15 protein-coding genes and 2 pseudogenes are annotated in these 15,844 nt (G+C 73.7%); 9 read left to right on the top strand and 8 right to left on the bottom strand.

Features of this window, described 5'->3' with window-relative positions:
• The 4 genes from N866_RS01210 to N866_RS01225 all read right to left on the bottom strand — a co-directional run.
• A partial coding sequence (locus N866_RS01210; protein ID WP_034221582.1) for a response regulator occupies positions 1-477 on the bottom strand: 477 nt, incomplete at its 3' end.
• Positions 478-548: 71 nt separating this feature from the next.
• On the bottom strand, positions 549-968 hold the full coding sequence (locus N866_RS01215; RefSeq protein WP_034221519.1) for a chemotaxis protein CheW: 420 nt from the start codon (positions 966-968) through the stop codon (positions 549-551).
• The gene (locus tag N866_RS01220; RefSeq protein WP_245612320.1) at positions 965-2,740 is read right to left on the bottom strand and encodes a chemotaxis protein CheA; all 1,776 of its coding nucleotides are present in this window, start codon (positions 2,738-2,740) and stop codon (positions 965-967) included. Before N866_RS01220 ends, N866_RS01215 begins: the two co-directional genes overlap by 4 nt.
• Positions 2,741-3,279: 539 nt before the next feature.
• Positions 3,280-4,179 carry a sigma-70 family RNA polymerase sigma factor gene (locus tag N866_RS01225; RefSeq protein ID WP_081802223.1) on the bottom strand — a complete coding sequence of 300 codons (900 nt, stop codon included), beginning with the start codon at positions 4,177-4,179 and terminating at the stop codon, positions 3,280-3,282.
• A 352-nt stretch (positions 4,180-4,531) separates the two neighbouring features.
• Between N866_RS01225 and flgN the strand changes: the two genes are divergently transcribed.
• The 5 genes from flgN (at position 4,532) to N866_RS01250 (ending at position 9,150) form a co-directional block, all read left to right on the top strand.
• Positions 4,532-5,014, top strand: a complete 483-nt coding sequence (gene flgN, locus N866_RS01230) for a flagellar export chaperone FlgN (RefSeq protein WP_034221520.1) — start codon at positions 4,532-4,534, stop codon at positions 5,012-5,014.
• Positions 5,015-5,021: 7 nt separating this feature from the next.
• Positions 5,022-6,425, top strand: coding sequence for a flagellar hook-associated protein FlgK (gene flgK / locus N866_RS01235; RefSeq protein ID WP_034221523.1), 1,404 nt, complete (start codon positions 5,022-5,024; stop codon positions 6,423-6,425).
• Positions 6,426-6,443: 18 nt separating this feature from the next.
• Positions 6,444-7,346 (top strand): flagellar hook-associated protein FlgL, encoded by a 903-nt coding sequence (flgL, locus tag N866_RS01240; RefSeq protein ID WP_245612321.1) that lies wholly within the window; start codon positions 6,444-6,446, stop codon positions 7,344-7,346.
• Positions 7,343-7,792 carry a flagellar assembly protein FliW gene (locus N866_RS01245; protein ID WP_034221528.1) on the top strand — a complete coding sequence of 150 codons (450 nt, stop codon included), beginning with the start codon at positions 7,343-7,345 and terminating at the stop codon, positions 7,790-7,792. The genes flgL and N866_RS01245 overlap by 4 nt, the downstream gene beginning before the upstream one ends.
• 98 nt (positions 7,793-7,890) lie before the next feature.
• Positions 7,891-9,150, top strand: coding sequence for an HDOD domain-containing protein (locus tag N866_RS01250; protein WP_034221531.1), 1,260 nt, complete (start codon positions 7,891-7,893; stop codon positions 9,148-9,150).
• A 106-nt stretch (positions 9,151-9,256) separates the two neighbouring features.
• Here the strand turns inward: N866_RS01250 and N866_RS01255 are convergent, their stop codons facing one another.
• The 3 genes from N866_RS01255 to N866_RS01260 form a co-directional block, all read right to left on the bottom strand.
• Positions 9,257-10,261 carry an aldo/keto reductase family protein gene (locus tag N866_RS01255; protein ID WP_034221534.1) on the bottom strand — a complete coding sequence of 335 codons (1,005 nt, stop codon included), beginning with the start codon at positions 10,259-10,261 and terminating at the stop codon, positions 9,257-9,259.
• 130 nt (positions 10,262-10,391) lie between these two features.
• Complete coding sequence (locus tag N866_RS21235; RefSeq protein ID WP_162177282.1) at positions 10,392-10,541, bottom strand: hypothetical protein; 150 nt, start codon at positions 10,539-10,541, stop codon at positions 10,392-10,394.
• Positions 10,542-10,684: 143 nt separating this feature from the next.
• On the bottom strand, positions 10,685-11,371 hold the full coding sequence (locus N866_RS01260; RefSeq protein ID WP_034221536.1) for a DsbA family oxidoreductase: 687 nt from the start codon (positions 11,369-11,371) through the stop codon (positions 10,685-10,687).
• A 95-nt stretch (positions 11,372-11,466) separates the two neighbouring features.
• On the opposite strand from N866_RS01260, the pseudogene N866_RS22745 reads away from it, so the two are divergent.
• Together N866_RS22745 and N866_RS22315 are read left to right on the top strand one after the other, a co-directional pair.
• Positions 11,467-11,787, top strand: a pseudogene (locus tag N866_RS22745) (DNA glycosylase AlkZ-like family protein); the annotation flags it as partial.
• A 25-nt stretch (positions 11,788-11,812) separates the two neighbouring features.
• Positions 11,813-12,580, top strand: a pseudogene (locus N866_RS22315) (DNA glycosylase AlkZ-like family protein); the annotation flags it as partial.
• A gap of 110 nt (positions 12,581-12,690) precedes the next feature.
• Here the strand turns inward: N866_RS22315 and N866_RS01270 are convergent.
• Positions 12,691-13,194: a hypothetical protein gene (locus N866_RS01270; RefSeq protein WP_034221539.1), complete on the bottom strand. Its 504-nt coding sequence runs from the start codon at positions 13,192-13,194 to the stop codon at positions 12,691-12,693.
• Between the two features lie 160 nt (positions 13,195-13,354).
• On the opposite strand from N866_RS01270, the gene N866_RS01275 reads away from it, so the two are divergent.
• Positions 13,355-13,921, top strand: coding sequence for a dihydrofolate reductase family protein (locus N866_RS01275; protein ID WP_034221542.1), 567 nt, complete (start codon positions 13,355-13,357; stop codon positions 13,919-13,921).
• Positions 13,922-14,143: 222 nt separating this feature from the next.
• The gene (locus N866_RS01280; RefSeq protein ID WP_034221545.1) at positions 14,144-15,823 is read left to right on the top strand and encodes an HNH endonuclease signature motif containing protein; all 1,680 of its coding nucleotides are present in this window, start codon (positions 14,144-14,146) and stop codon (positions 15,821-15,823) included.
• Positions 15,824-15,844 lie beyond the last annotated feature (21 nt).

Raw genomic sequence — 15,844 nt, forward strand, 5'->3', positions numbered from 1 at the left:
CTTGGGCGCCGGGGGCGGGGCCACCGGCCGGGCCGACCCGGACGGCGCCGTCGTCGGGGTGCCGGCGGGCCGGGGCACGAGCGCCTTGATCCGCGGGATGAGCTCGCCGGCGACCTGCGCCATGGCCTGCTGCACGCTGCCGACGTTCGCCGGCTTGGTGACGTAGTCGTCCGCGCCGGCCGCGAGCGCGTCGAGCGTCGCGGTGGCGCCGCGCTCGGTCAGTGTGGAGAACATGACGATCGGCCGCCGGAAGCCGCTGCGACGCAGCTCCCGGACCGCCTGGATGCCGTCGCACACCGGCATCTCGATGTCCATGGTGACGGCGTCCGGCTGGAGCTGCTCGACCTTGTTCTGCGCGATCTGCCCGTTGGCGGCGACGCCCACGACCTCGATCGCCGGGTCCGACGACAGCGCGTCGGTCACGAGCCGGCGGATGACGACGGAGTCGTCCACCACCAGGACTCTGATGCGTGACACGGGGACCTGCCTTCGGGTCGGACGCCGGACCTGCCGGACGGAGGGGGCGTGCGAGGGGGGCGTGCGAGGGGTCAGGCCGCGGTGGCCCGGGTGACGTCGAGCGCGAGGAGCAGACCGGTCTCGAGCTTGTAGGCGCCGAGGATGACGTCCCGCAGGGCGGGGTCGAGGGTCTCCGGGGGCGCCTCGAACTGCTCGTCGTCGACGTCGATGACGTCGCCGATCTCGTCGACGAGGAGGCTGACCGGCTCGCCGTCCACCTGGACGACGACCATCATCGGCTCGGCGTCGGCAGCGAGGGGCTCCAGCCCGAGGCGGGTGCGCAGGTCCACCGTGAGGACGACCTGGCCGCGCAGGTTCACCAGGCCCGCCACCCCGTCGGGGGCGTGCGGGACCGGCGTGCGGACCTGCGACCGCAGGGCCTCCTGCACCTTGAGGACGTCCACGCCGTAGCGCGCACCGTCCAGCACGAACGTCGCCAGCTGCCGGCTCATCGCACACCTCCCGCGAGGACGTCATGGGCGCCGGCGTCCGCCAGCGCGGTCAGGGCCACCATGTCCGCGGGGGTGAGCCCTCCCGAGCCGGGCGTCGGCGCCTCCGCGTAGAACAGGGGGTCGACGGCCGCGATCGCGGACCGCACGTCGAGCAGCTCGGTGACGCGGTCCTTGAGGACGGTCGAGCCGACCAGCCCGTGGTCGCCGAGGTCGGAGTGCGCCGCGGCGTCGTCGTCGACGATGTCCACGATCTCCTCGACCACGATCGCCACGCTGCGGTCCCCGCGGGTCGAGACGACCACGGTGAGCTCGTCGCGGTCGGTGACCATCGAGCCGAGCAGGCGGTCCAGGCGCACGACCGGGGTGATGGACCCGCGGTACTGCACGACCTCGCGCCCGCCGACGTGCTCGAGCATCGCCGCGGGCAGCGTCTCCAGGCGCGTGACCACGGCCAGGGGGATCGCGACCCGCCGGTCGCCGCCGATCCCGGCGACGAGGACCTGCACCGTCTCGCGGTGCACCGCGTCGGCGGCGGTGGCGCTGCGCTCGGCGTCGACGACCTCGACGCCCATGCAGCGCCGGCCGATCGCCTGCACGTCGAGGATGAGGGAGACGCGGCCGTCGCCCAGGAGCGTCGCGCCCGCGTACAGCCCGATCGCCTTGAGGCGGGGCGACAGCGGCTTGACGACGATCTCCTCGGTGTTGAGGACGCGGTCGACCACCAGGCCGAAGCGCAGGGTGTCGGCCTGGAGGACGGCGATGACCGTCGAGGCGTCCGTCGGCCGCTCGGGCGCGCCGAACACGTCGCGCAGGTCCACGAGCGGGAGCAGCTCCCCGCGCAGCCGGTAGACCGCCGCGGAGCGCACGTGCTCGATGCCGCCGGCACCGGCCGCGCCGGTGTCGAGGGCGACCAGCTCGAGCATGCTCACCTGCGGGATCGCGTAGCGCTGACCGTCGCACTCGACCGTCAGCGCGGGCATGATCGCGAGCGTCAGCGGGATCCGCAGGCGCCACGTCGTGCCCCGGCCGACGACGGACTCGACGTCCACCGTCCCGCCGATCGCCTCGATCTTCGTGCGGACCACGTCCATCCCGACGCCGCGGCCGGAGACGTTGGTGACCGCCTCGGCCGTGGAGAACCCGGGCAGGAACAGCAGCTGGAGCAGCTCGGCGGGCGCCATGGCCGAGACCTGGCGTGCGGTGCGCAGGCCCCGCTCGACGGCCTTGGCGGCGACCCGCTCGGGGTCGATGCCCTTGCCGTCGTCGATGACCTCCACGACCACCTGGCCGCCGGCGTGGTAGGCGCGCAGCGTCAGGAGCCCGGCCGCGTTCTTGCGCGCCGCGACGCGCTCCGCCGCCGGCTCGATGCCGTGGTCGACCGCGTTGCGGATGAGGTGGGTCAGCGGGTCCTTGATCGCCTCGAGGAGGCTGCGGTCCAGCTCCGTGTCCCCGCCGACCATCTCCAGGCGCACCTGGCGGTCGCACGCGGCGGCCAGGTCGCGCACCATGCGCGGCACCTTGGACCAGACGTGCTCGATGGGCTGCATGCGCGTCTTCATGACGCCCTCCTGCAGCTCCGAGGCGATGAGGCTCAGGCGCTGGGAGGCGCGGACGAGGTCGATGTCGGCGGCGTCGTCGGCGAGACGGGTGATCGCGTTGCGGGCCAGGACGAGCTCGCCGCCAGCGCGCGGACGGCGTCGAGGACCTCGGTGCGGGGCATGGTCGCGACCCTGCGCGAGCCGGCGCCCGACGACGCCGTCGGGCCGCTCCACCCGTGGAACCGCCCGCCGCACGGCCGGCTGTGGACGCCGACCCGGCAGTGAGGCACCTCGGCACCACGCTGAGTGAAGAGTTCGTCGCCCCCAGCCGGACCAACCCTTCACGGGACTCGTGCGTGCGGCACCGGCGACGGGGTGCCGCGATGGGAAGGGCCGGAGCCCCTCTCCACCTCGGCACCGCCGCTCGGTGAAGGGTTGGTCGCCCCCAGCCGGACCAACCCTTCACGGGACTCGTGCCGGCGACGTCTGCGAGGGAGTGCCGCGATGGGGATGGCCCGAGCGCCTTCTCCACCTCGGCACCGCGCTCGGTGGAGGGTTGGTGGCGCCCAGCCGGACCAACCCTTCACGGGAGTGGCGGGGCACGGGAGTGGCGGGGCACGGGAGGGGCGGGCCGCGGGAGTGGGGCGGCCGAGGCAGCCCGGCACATGACAAGGGCCGCACCCTCGTGGGTACGGCCCTCGCCTGGCACCTGCTGACCGGCGGCTCCAGCCGCTCAACAAGCTCCGTTGTGGCAGCCCGGGGGCTGCGGGTCCTCAGACGGCGACGCGGTGCTGCGCGACCTTCGGCAGCAGCGTCTCGACCATGTCGTGGTCGGGGGTGCACTGCGTCGGCACCTGGGCGACCGTGGCCGCCGTCGTCGCCGCTGCGGCACGCGCCGCGACCTGCGCGAAGTACGCCCGACGACGGCGCTCGGCGACGCCCTCGGGGCGCTCGGCCGACGGCACGAGGTCGGGGTCGAGGCTCGCGTTGATGCCGTCCTTGAGCAGGCCCAGCGCCTCGGTGCGCAGCTGGCTGATCCGCGACTGCGTGACACCGAGCTCGTCGGCGAGCTCCGAGACGGGGCGGTCGTGGAAGAAGAGCTGCTCCACGACGTAGCGCAGACGCTCCGGCAGCGCGGCCACGCCGGCGCCGAGGAACTGGAGGCGCTCGTTGACGAGGAGGGCCTCCTCCGGGCCCATCGTCGTGGAGGCGACCGTGTCGGCGATCGAGCCGTCGAAGCCCTCGATGGACAGGACGCGCGTCTCGGCGTCACCGCGGGCGGCGTCGACCTCCTCGACCGCGACACCCATGGCCTCGGCGAGCTCGTGCCGCATCGGGGCGCGGCCCAGGGTGCCGGTCAGCTCGTCGGTGAGGGTGGTGATCCGGCGGGCACGCTGCCGGGCGCCGCGGGAGACCCAGTCCATGCTGCGCAGCTCGTCGACGAGCGCGCCGCGGATCCGCAGCGCGGCGTAGCGGGCGAAGGGGACGCCCGTCGTCTCGTCGTAGGAGCGGGCGGCGCGGACCAGGGCGAGGTGCCCGGCCGAGACGAGGTCGCTACGCGACACGTAGCTGGGAACGCGGGCCAGCATCGCGTTCACGTGGTAGCCGACGAGAGCGAGGTTCTCGGTGACGAGCCCGTTCGTCGGGTGCTGGGTGGGAGCCGTGGGAGCCATGGACGAGTTTTCGGGGCGCCCCGAGCTCCACTTGAGACCCGCCGACGGGTGAAGAACCAGGCCCCGGGACATGTCGGCCAAATCACATTCCTGCAGTTCAGCGACCTGTCCGGCGATGTCCCGGTGTGTCCGTTTCCCAATACGGACATCCCGGGTGCGGCGCCCACCTTAACGTGACGTACGTCACACTCAGCCGACTCACCCGTTCGGCCCACATGCCGCCCCCCGTCCGTCGTGGGGTGTCCGCCAGAGGGGCGGGCCGCAGGGCAATTCATCACAGGACCGCTCAACCGTCCGATAGAGCCTGTTGACACGGCGTGGTCGCCCCGCGCCCGACAGGAGGAGACGGTCGATGGGTCTGAACGAGCTGTCCGGGGTGCTGTGGCGCGAGCGCCAGCTCCTCGAGCTGCTGCTGTTCAAGCTCGAGGAGGAGCAGCTCATCCTCACCAGCGGCAAGTCCCAGTGGCTCGGCCACGCGACCCGCGAGGTGGAGAGCGTCCTGGACCAGATCCGCGGCGTGGAGCTCGGGCGCGCGATCGAGGCGGAGGACGCCGCGCTGGAGCTCGGGCTGGAGGAGGGCAGCAGCCTCCTCGCCCTCGCCCAGCGGGCCCCGGCGCCCTGGGACGCGCTCCTGCGCGACCACCACCAGGCGTTCGTCGACCTGACCGACCAGATCAACGCCCTCGCGGTCGCCAACCGCGAGCTCCTCTCCACGTCGCACCGGGCCACGCAGGAGACGCTCATGACGCTGCAGGACTCGGTCCGCACCTACGACCCGACGGGGGCCGCCACCGGCGCCACCGGCAGCGTCCAGCTCCTCGACCAGGCCCTGTGAGGACGGCGTGAGCACCTTCTCCGGACTGAGCACCGCGCTCTCCTCCCTCATCGCCCAGCGTCAGGCGCTGGACGTCGCGGGCCAGAACATCGCCAATGCCAACACCGTCGGCTACACCCGCCAGCGGGCCAACCTGCAGTCCGTCGAGGCGCTCACGGCGCCGACGATGTTCTCCAACCAGCTCGCGGCCGGCAACGGCGTCAAGGTGACGGACATCGCCCGCCTCGGCGACGTGTTCCTCGACGCGCGCGTCCGGGCGGAGACCGGGACCGCGGCGTTCCAGAAGGCCCAGGCGCAGTCGCTGGACCGGCTGCAGTCCACGCTCACCGAGCCCTCGGCCACCGGCTTCTCCGCCTCGCTGCAGGAGTACTGGGCGGCCTGGGAGGACGTGGCCAACCGGCCCGACGACGCCGCGGCGCGCAAGGTCGTGCTCGGTGCCGCCGAGACGGTGCGCGCGCAGATCGCCGCCGGGTACCGGTCGGTCGAGACGCAGTGGAGCCAGATGCGCACGGAGACGGACACCCTCGTCACCGAGGTGAACTCGACCGCCGCGGAGGTCGCGAACCTCAACGAGCAGATCCGGTCGATCCTCGTCTCCGGAGGCTCGGCGAACGAGCTCATGGACCGGCGGGACCTCGCGATCACCAAGCTCTCCGGGCTCGTCGGCGCCGAGGCGCGCCACCGCGAGGACGGCACCGTCGACGTCATGGTCGGCGGCAACGCGCTCGTCCGCGGCGTCCAGGCCAACGAGGTCGTCACCCGCGGCAGCTACGAGATGGGCCCCGGGACGTCGTCGGACCCGGTCCACCTCGAGTGGAGGAACACGGGGACGCGCCTGGACCCGGGTTCCGGCCGCCTCGCGAGCCACCTCACGGACCTGTCGGACCGTGGGCTGCTGGCCGGCGCCGCGCAGACCTGGAACCAGGTGGCGTCCGCCCTGGCGGACACGGTCAACGCCGTCCACGCGACCGGCATCGACCAGGACGGCGGGACCGGCCAGGCCTTCTTCGCCTACGACCCGGCCCGGCCCGCCGCCAGCCTCAGCATCGCCGTCACGGACCCGCGACAGGTCGCCGCCGCGGCACCGGGTCAGGGCGCGCTGGACGGCTCCTGGGCGCAGAGGCTGTCGGGCCTCGGCCTGGAGGCAGGCAGCCCCGACCTCGTCTGGCGCTCGTTCGTCGTGGACCTCGGCGTCCGCACCCGGGCGGCCGAGCAGCGGGCGACCATCACCGAGACGGCGCGCGCGACGTCCCAGAACCTTCAGCTCTCGCAGGCCTCGGTCGATCTCGACGAGGAGACCGTGATGATGCTGGCCACGCAGCGCGCCTACGAGGGCGCGGCGCGGGTCCTCACCGCGGTCGACGAGATGCTCGACGTCCTCATCAACCGCACAGGCCTGGTCGGGAGGTAACGCACCGTGATCAACCGGGTGACCCACCAGACCGTGCAGCGGTCCACCCTCGCCAACCTCCAGCTCAACCTCGACCGCATGTCCGGTCTGCAGGGCAAGCTGTCCAGCGGCAAGGTGATCACCAAGCCGTCCGACGACCCCGCCGGCACCGCCCAGGCCCTCCAGCTGCGGGCGGACAAGCGCGGCGTCGAGCAGGCGGCCCGCAACGCGTCCGACGGCGCCGCCTGGCTCACGACGATTGACAGCGCGCTGACCACCTCGCTCGGCTCCCTGCGCCGGGCGCGTGACCTCACGGTCCAGGGCGCGAACGGCGCCGCGGGCCAGCAGGCCCGGCAGGCGATCGCGATGGAGATCGAGGGCCTGCGCGACGCGCTCCTGTCGCAGGCCAACACCACCTACCTCGGACGCTCGGTGTTCGCGGGGACCAGTGGCGCCGGGTCGGCGTTCACCATGACGCCCGCGACCGCCGGGCCGCCGGCGACGCCGCCCGTCTACGCCTTCACCGGCGGCGAGGGCACCGTCGAGCGGCGCCTCGCGCCCGACGCCGTCGTCCGCGTGGACGTGGACGGGTCGGCGGCCTTCGGGGCTCCCGGCTCGACCGTCTTCGAGGTCCTCGACCGGATCGCCGCGGACCTGCGCGCCGGCGGTGACGTCGCCCAGCACCTGTCAGCGATCGACACCCGGATGGAGGCGATGCTCGGCGAGCTGGCGGGCGTCGGCACCCGGCACCGGCAGGTCATGGACGCGCAGCAGGGGATCGAGAAGTCGCTCATGGACCTGAAGGGATCGATCGCCGAGGTGGAGGACATCGACTTCGCGGCCGTCATCGTGGAGCTCCAGTCGCAGGAGGTCTCCTACCAGGCAGCCCTCGGGGCCACCTCGCGGGTGCTCCAGCCGAGCCTCATGGACTTCCTGCGATGAGCGTCCTCGTCTCCGTGGCCACCACGACCGGCCGGGACGTCCCCGAGCGCCTCGAGTTCGCGGCGCCGCCGCCCGGCATGCTCGACCTGCGGCGCTTCACGCTCAGCCCGCTGGACGACGTCGGCTTCCTGTTCGCCCTGCGCAGCGACGACGACCCGGGCGTGCGCCTGTTCGTCGTGCCTCCGCTCCCGTACTTCCCGCAGTACGCCCCCCGTCTCGACGCCGAGACCCTCGGCACCCTCGGGGTCGGCGACGCCGGCGACGGCGAGACCGAGCCCGTCCTCCTGGTCGTCGTCCACCCCGGTCAGGACGGCATGCCGCCGACGGCGAACCTCCTCGCCCCGGTCGTGGTCAACCCGACCACCGGGGCGGCCCTGCAGGTCGTGCTCGACAGCGACGAGTGGCCCTTGCGCGCGCCCCTGGGCGCCCAGGAGTCCGCGGCCTGACGGGACCTCGATCGTCTCGACGGCCCGGACCTGTCATGAGGCCACCGTCGGCGCCGATGGGGTCGACGACACCACCACCCGTCCCGGCAGGAGTCACCGTGCAGCCGTCCTCGCAGCCCGCCCCGACCGGGGGCCTCGACCCGTCCACCGGCGCGGGAGGGCACCCGACGGCAGCCACCGTGCCCGGCACCGTGCACCGTCGCCCTGTCGTGACGCTCGACGGGCACGTCGTCGGGTACTCGGTCACGGTGAGCCTCGACCCCGGGCCGGATGCGTCCGACGACGCCCAGCGCCTGCACGACGCGTACCTGGCCCTCGACCTCCCGAACCTGGTGGCGGACCGCTTCGTGCTGCTCCCCGCCACTCCCCTCATGCTCGAGGGCTTCGTCCCGACGCCCGTCGTCCCGGGCCGCCTCGTGCTGACGCTGCCGGCCGGCTTCGAGCTGACGGCGGACGCCGCCACGCGCGCCGCCGCCCTGCGCGGCCTCGGCATGCAGCTCGCGCTCGACGGCTACCGCGGGGAGCCGGCGCAGGACCCCCTCCTCCCCCAGCTGTCGTTCGTCCTCGTCAGGCACGCATCCGGTCCGCTCGCGCCGCTCGTCCACGCGGCGCACGCGGGCCAGGCGCGCGTCCTCGTGACGGGTCTGACGGACCGCGCGGCGGAGGACGAGTGCCGGGCCGCGGGGGTGGACGGGCTCGTCGGCACGTCGGCGGCCCCCGCCGAGGCGGCTCCCGCGGAGGGCACGACGCGCGTGTTCCGGGCGGGCGAGGCGCAGTGCCTGGCGCTGCTGCACCTGCTGCACGAGGAGGAGCCGGACTTCGGCGCGATCTCCCAGGTGATCGACACCGACCCCGTGCTGGTGCTCCGCGTGCTGCACCTGGTCAACAGCGGCGCGTTCGCGCTGCGGCACAGCGTCGACACGGTCAGCCAGGCGGTCGTGCTGGTGGGGGTCAAGGAGCTCCGGACCTTGGTGTCCGCGCTCATGCTCGACGCCCGCCCCGACGCCATGGACAGCCTCTGGCTGATCCTCGCGCGGGCGCTGACGTGCGAGACGCTCGCGCAGGACTCCGCGGCCTACACCGTCGGCATGCTCTCGGCCCTGTCGGAGCAGCTGGGGATCCCCGCCTCGGTCGTCGTCGAGAAGGTGGGCGTCTCCCCGGCGGTCGCCGACGCGGTGCGGTACGAGTCGGGCGAGCTCGGCAACGTGCTCCACGCCGTCCGGGCGCACGAGCGCGCCGACACCCTCATGGTCATCGCGGCGGGCTTCCAGCCCGAGGAGCTCTCGGCGGTCTACATGCGGTCGGTCTCCGACGCGCTGGAGACCGCGCGCGCGGTCACCCGGCAGAACCAGCTCTGACGTCCGGTCCTCGTGGCCGGCGCTCCACCCCGCGCGTCGGCGCTCCGGCGACGCGCGGGGTCGGTGCGTCGCGGTCGCGTGACGCGCGGGGTCGGCGCGTCCGACGTCAGGCGACGCGCGTGGGCGGCACCTGCGTGCGGCTGGGGTCGCGCTCGGCGAGGTGCCCGACGGCGTCGTCGATCGCGGCCATGACGTACTCGTCCAGCTGGACGCCGGACGCCCGGACGTTGTCGCGCACCTGGTCGGGGCGCGAGGCGCCGATGATCGCGGCGGCCACGTTGGGGTTCTGCAGCACCCAGGCGATCGCGAGCTGCGCCATGGTGATCCCCAGGTCGTCGGCGATCGGCTTGAGCGCCTGCACGCCCGTCAGCACCTCGTCGTCCATGAAGCGCTTGATCATGTCTGCGCCGCCCTTGTCGTCGGCGGCACGGCTCCCCGCGGGCGCGGACCGGCCCGGCTGGTACTTGCCGGTGAGTACGCCCTGCGCGACCGGTGACCACACGATCTGGGAGACGCCGACCTCCTCCGACGCGGGCACCACCTCGGCCTCGATGACCCGCCACAGCATCGAGTACTGCGGCTGGTTCGAGATGAGCTGGATGCCGAGGTCCTTCGCCAGCGCGTGGCCGGCCCGGATCTGGTCCGCGGTCCACTCGCTCACGCCGATGTACAGCGCCTTGCCCTGACGGACGACGTCGGCGAACGCCTGCATCGTCTCCTCCAGCGGCGTCTCCACGTCGAAGCGGTGCGCCTGGTAGAGGTCGACGTAGTCGGTGCCCAGGCGCCGCAGCGAGCCGTGGATCGACTCCATGATGTGCTTGCGGGACAGCCCGGTGTCGTTGTGGCCCTTGGGCCCGGTCGGCCAGTAGACCTTGGTGAAGATCTCCAGCGACTCGCGGCGCTCCCCGCGCAGGGCGTCGCCCAGCACCTCCTCCGCGACCGTGTTCGCGTAGACGTCCGCGGTGTCGAAGGAGCTGATGCCGACGTCCAGCGCCGCGCGCACGCACTCCACGGCGGTCTCGTTCTCCACCTGCGACCCGTGCGTCAGCCAGTTCCCGTAGGTGATCTCGGAGATCTTCAGGCCGCTGTTGCCGAGATACCGGTGCTGCATGGGGTCGCTCCTGCGCGTCGTCGGTGGGGTGTCGCGGGTGGGATGTCGCGGGTGAGGTGTCGGTGGTGGGTGCCGGGTTGCCGCTGTCTCCGATTCGACCACACGCCACCGACACCCGGTGGCCGAAGGGTCAGTCGGGCGGACCAGCAGGTCCGGGGACCGCGCAGACGTCGCCGACGCAGCCCGGGCCGTCGCTCCCGACCATCTGCAGGCCGGGAAGGGCAACGGCGTCGCCCTGGCCGCCGAGGCCGTCGCCCCGCCCGACGGTGAAGAGCGGCACAGCGGCAGGAGGCGCCGTCGTCGGCACAGCGGCAGGAGGCGCCGTCGTCGGCACAGCGGGAGGCGTCGTCGTCGGCCGGTCCGCCGGCGGCGCGGCTGCCGCGGGGCCCCCGTCGTGGGCCACGGGCGCCGTCGTCGGACCGCTCACGCGCCGGACCCGCCGACCGGCACGGCCTGGTGGTCCGCGGCCGCCTGGGCGAGCGCCCGCGCGAACACCTCCGCCTCCTGCGCGCCCGAGACGCCGTAGCGCCCGTCGACCACGGTGAACGGAACCCCGGAGATCCCGTAGGCCCGGGCCTGGGCGAAGTCCTGCTCGACGGCGTCGGCGTGGCGCCCGTCGGTCAGGGCCGCGCGCGTCTCGCCCGGGTCGAGCCCGACCTCGGCGGCCAGCTCGACGAGGTCCTCGACGCGTCCCACGTGCCGACCCTCCTCGAAGTAGGCGCGGAACAGGCGCTCGACCATGGCGTTCTGGAGACCGTGCGCGGCGGCGTGGTGGAGCAGCTCGTGCGCGGTGAGCGTCGTGGTGTGCTGCGCCGTGTCGAACCGGTAGGCCAGGCCCTCGGCGGCGGCGATGCCGGTCACCTGCTCGAGCATCCGGTCGACGTGCTCGGGCGGCATGCCCTTGTGCACCGCGAGGAAGTCCGCCACGGAGCCGTCGAAGTCGACCGGCGTGTCCGGTGCGAGGAGGAACGAGTGGTACGTGACCTGCACGTCCAGCGTGCCGCCCTGCTCCCGGTACAGCTCGAGCCCGCGCTCGAAGCGCCGCTTCCCGATGTAGCACCACGGGCAGATGACGTCCGACCAGACGTCGACGATGATCGCTGCGCTCATGTCCGTGGGGAACGGACGAGAGGTGTCCTGCATTCCGCGAGGCGCCCTGGGGACTGCCGCGCTGCCGTGTCGGTGTCGGCTGCTTCACTCGTCCGATGGACAGCACCCGCCCGACGACGGCGCACGACGTCGCCCTGCTGCGTCTGGTCGCCCAGCGGCTGGCCGGCCCGCGCGCGGCCACGGCTCGCGAGGCGGTCGCGCACCTCGCGGCCGTGCAGGGCCAGGACCTGCCCGGTGCCCTGCGGTCGGTGGCGCTGCGGACGGACGGGACCGTCGCCGACGTCGTCCGGGCGCTCGACGCCGGCGAGGTCGTCCGGACGTGGCCCATGCGCGGGACGCTGCACCTGGTGGCTGCGGAGGACCTGCCGTGGATGGTCGCCCTCATGACCGAGCGGCCCCGGACGGCGGCGGCACGCCGGCGGGGGCAGCTCGGGCTCACGGAGGACCACCTCGCGTCGGCGAGGGGCGCTCGTGGAGGCCGCACTCGCCGACGGGCGTGGGCTCGCACGGGCGGAGGTGCTCGCGCTCTGGGCCCAGGCAGGTCTGCCGACGGCGGCCGGGGCCGGCTACCACCTCCTGGCGTTCCTGGCGCAGACGGGCGTGGTCTGCCTCGGCCCGGTCCGCGACGGGGAGCAGCTGTTCGTGCTGACGTCCTCCTGGGTCCCGGGCGGTCGGGTCCTGGGGCGTGACCTGGGCGAGGAGGAGGCGTTCGCCGAGCTGGCGCTGCGGTACGTCCGGGGTCACGGTCCTGCCACGGCCCAGGACCTGGCGCGGTGGACCGGGCTGCCGCTCGGGCCGGTGCGCCGCGGCCTCGCCGCGGTGGCGGACCGGCTGACGACGCTCGACCTGGACGGCCGGTCGCTGCTCGTGGACCCGGCGCTCCTCGAGGGGCTCGAGACCCACCGGGAGGACGCCCGACGCACGATGCTCCTGCCGGGCTTCGACGAGATCGTGCTCGGGTACGCCGACCGGTCCGTCACGGTCGCGCCGGAGCACGCCGACCGGATCGTCCCCGGTGCGAACGGCGTCTTCCGGCCCACGGTCGTCCACGACGGCCGCGTCGTCGGCGTGTGGCGCGTCGTGGGAGGCGGGAGCCGACGGCGGGTCGAGGCCGAGCCCTTCGAGGACTGGCCGCTCGGGGTGGCGGCGGAGGTCGAGCGGCTCGGGGCAGCGGTCGTGGAGGACGCGGCCGCCGGCGTCCGGCCCTAGGTCGGGCTCCGCATCAGGGGCGCGCCTCGGAGCGCGGTCCGTGCGCCGTCCCCCGGTGTGCCATCCCCCCGGTGTGCCGTCCCCCCGTGGGTCAGTCATCGCCCCGTGTGTCATCCCCCGGTGAAGACGGTGATCGCCAGGGGAGCGCCGAGATCGTCGCAGGCAGCGCCGAGGAGCCCTTCCGCGTCGTTCCACTCGGGGGAGCGCACACCGGTCGACTCGGCGTACCCGCCGGCAGGGACGGCCGGCGCGATCTCCTGCAGCTCGCCGATCGCGGTGCGCACGGCACTCCCCCCGGTCGAGGGCAGACGGTCGAGCACGCGGGTCGCCAGCTGGTACCAGCCGTCACGCTCCTGCGCCTCCATGCGGCCGCCGGCGAGGCCGAGGTCGGCGTTCTCCACGATCGTCAGCACATCACCGAACGCGGCGCAGACGGCGGCGTCATCCGGAGCCCCGTCGTCGGGCGGCGTGGCCGGGGACGGCTCCTCGGCTGCGGTACTGGCCTGGGGCGCCTCGATCTCCTCTGCCTGAGGCTCGCCGTCGGCACTGCAGCCACCCAGGACCGCCGTGCTCAGGACCGCCGCCGAGACCGCTGCCCATGTCTTCGTCCGCATCTGTCCGTGCCCCCTGTGTCGTCGTCTGATCGGTACGACCGAACGTCGGAGAGTCTGCCGCCGGCCCCACCTTCACAGCGTGGGGACACACCCGAGGTCGCGTCCTCGCTGATGCGCCGTGACAGGTGGATGCTGGAGACCCGTCCGAGCGGAGGCACCCATGGGCACGCTGATCTACGCGGCGAACATGTCGCTCGACGGCTACCTCGAGGACGTGACCGGTTCCTTCGACTGGTCGGTGCCCGACGAGGAGGTGCATGCGTTCTGGAACGAGCACGAGCGGCAGATCGGCACGTCGCTCTACGGCCGCCGCATGTACGAGACGATGCGCGTCTGGGAGGACGACGACTGGTTGGCGGACGAGCCGGCCGTCGTCCGCGAGTACGCGGGGATCTGGCGGGCCGCCGACAAGATCGTCTACTCCTCGACGCTCCCGGAGGTGACGACAGCGCGGACGAGGATCGAGCGGCGCTTCGAGCCCGAGGCGGTGCGACGGCTCAAGGAGACGTCCGCCTCGGACCTGAGCATCGGCGGTGCCGGGATCGCGGCGGAGGCGTTCCGGCACGGCCTGGTCGACGAGTGCGTCCTGCTCCTGTGCCCCGTGACGGTGGGCGGCGGCAAGCCGGCCCTGCCCCGGGACGTGCGTCTCGACCTCGAGCTGCTGGACCACCGGCGTCTGGGCAACGGTGTGATCGCTCTGCGCCACGCGGTCCGCGGCATCGCCTGACCGACACCGCACGCTGGGACAGGGGCGCGGCGTCCGTCATCAGCGCGCGGCTGATCGGTGGATGCGTCGGCGCCGTGATCGCTACCTCCTCCGCCGCCGTCCGCGCTCTCGGCTGCGGAGCGCCAGGCCGACGACGGTGAGGGCGATGCCGATCCCGAGAAGCGTGGCCGTGACGCCGGACGCGAACGAGACGTGTCAGTGGTCGCCGATAGCCTCGTACACATGTTCGACAGGGTGCTGGTGGAGCGGACCGCGGAGGACGACGTCGCGGCCGCCCTCGCCTATGCCCGCTCGCACGCCGGTCGGTCCATCCCGTGCCAGGACATCGCCGTGCGGTGGGCCTTGGCGAACCCGCACGCGGCACGTCTCGCCGCGGCCCGTCCCGGCCCGGCACTCGCCGCCCACCTGGTGGACCTCGGGGTCGCGAACGCCCCGAGCGAGGACCTGCTGGAGGCAGTCGGTGCGTGGGACCGGCTGGCCGCGTGGGTCGTCGCCCAGCAGGCGCGGGTGCTCCAGGAGCTCCACCGCCGGGTGGAGCTCTCCACCTGGGCCCAGAAGGGCCTCCAGGACGAGGTCGCCGGGACGCTCGCCGCGTCCGGTCGTGCGGTGAAGGTCCTCCTCGACCGGTCCCTGCAGCTCGCGGCGGCACCCGAGGTCCACGACGCACTCCTCGAGGGCGTGCTGTCCGTGCGCAAGGCCGACGTCCTCCTGCACGACACGGGGATGCTGTCCGGCGTGGAGGCCCGGCGCGTGCACGAGCAGCTGCTCCCCGAGGCCTCCCGTCTGACGGCGCCCGAGCTCGGGGCCGCGGCCCGCCGAGCCGTCCTGGAGATCGACCCGGACGCCGCCGAGCACCGGCACCGTCGCGCACGCGAGGACCGGACGGTCGTGCTCGAGCCGGCTGCGGACTGCATGGCGACGATCCGCGCGTTCCTCCCCGCTGTGGAGGCCGTGAAGGCGATGCGAGCCCTCGACGCCGTGGCCGCCACCGCCGCTCCGGACGATCCTCGCGGCATCGACGCACGGCGGGCCGACGCGCTCGTGGACGTCCTCGCCGCAGTCCTGGACCGGGGCGTGGCCCCCGACGGGGAGGTCCTCCGCACGCGCAAGGGCCGTGCACCCCGGCTGTCCCTCACCATCAGCACCGACGCGCTGGCCGGGGCGTCCACGACGCCCGGTCATCTCGACGGGTACGGGCCGGTCCTGCCGAGCCTGGCGCGCCGGCTGGCGCAGGAGGCGACGTGGCACTTCCAGCGCACCGACCCGGCCACCGGGGAGGCGCTCGAGCAGGCCGGCAGCCGGTACCGCCCTCCGGACTCCCTGCGCTCGGCCATCGTGGCCCGCGACGTGACCTGCACCTTCCCCGGCTGCCGCATCACCGCGGAGGTCTGCGACCTCGACCACACCATCCCCTACGACGACACCCGTGAGCCCGGCGCGCAGACGAGGCGCAGCAACCTCGCGGCACTGTGCCGCCACCATCACCGGCTCAAGACGCACACCACCTGGAGCCCTCGCCGTGACCCGGCGTCCGGCGTCACCATCTGGATCTCACCGCGCGGCAAGCCGTACGCGCGCGACCCCGTTCGGGCACCCGGCGAGTCATGGCCACGACACGAGGACGGACGAGCCGGACCCCACCGTCCGGGTGGACCGGGCCGTGCTCCCGGCGCTCCGGGTGACCGGGGCGGGACCGGTGACGTCGGCGACCCCAGGGACAGGGGCGGGACCGGTGACGTCGGCGACCGCAGGGCCCGCGGCGACACCAGTGACGTAGGCGACCCTCGCGACTTCAACGAACGCACTGACCTGTGCGACGTGAACGACCTGGGCGACCCGGACCACCTGGGCGACGTGAACGACCTGGGCGACCCAGACCACCTGGGCGAACCTCCGTTCTGAGCTCCGATCGCGTCGGTTGCT

It is taken from the genome of Actinotalea ferrariae CF5-4, from assembly GCF_000603945.1.
In the GTDB taxonomy this organism is placed as follows: Bacteria; Actinomycetota; Actinomycetes; order Actinomycetales; family Cellulomonadaceae; genus Actinotalea; species Actinotalea ferrariae.

What these genes read in the sequence shown, in the direction of transcription:
- N866_RS01215 (WP_034221519.1), bottom strand. Translation starts at nt 968, where the DNA reads ATGAGCCGGCAGCTGGCGACGTTCGTGCTGGACGGTGCGCGCTACGGC.
- N866_RS01225 (WP_081802223.1), bottom strand. Translation starts at nt 4,179, where the DNA reads ATGGCTCCCACGGCTCCCACCCAGCACCCGACGAACGGGCTCGTCACC.
- flgN (WP_034221520.1), top strand. Translation starts at nt 4,532, where the DNA reads ATGGGTCTGAACGAGCTGTCCGGGGTGCTGTGGCGCGAGCGCCAGCTC.
- N866_RS01245 (WP_034221528.1), top strand. Translation starts at nt 7,343, where the DNA reads ATGAGCGTCCTCGTCTCCGTGGCCACCACGACCGGCCGGGACGTCCCC.
- N866_RS01255 (WP_034221534.1), bottom strand. Translation starts at nt 10,261, where the DNA reads ATGCAGCACCGGTATCTCGGCAACAGCGGCCTGAAGATCTCCGAGATC.
- N866_RS01260 (WP_034221536.1), bottom strand. Translation starts at nt 11,371, where the DNA reads ATGAGCGCAGCGATCATCGTCGACGTCTGGTCGGACGTCATCTGCCCG.
- N866_RS01270 (WP_034221539.1), bottom strand. Translation starts at nt 13,194, where the DNA reads ATGCGGACGAAGACATGGGCAGCGGTCTCGGCGGCGGTCCTGAGCACG.
- N866_RS01275 (WP_034221542.1), top strand. Translation starts at nt 13,355, where the DNA reads ATGGGCACGCTGATCTACGCGGCGAACATGTCGCTCGACGGCTACCTC.
- N866_RS01280 (WP_034221545.1), top strand. Translation starts at nt 14,144, where the DNA reads ATGTTCGACAGGGTGCTGGTGGAGCGGACCGCGGAGGACGACGTCGCG.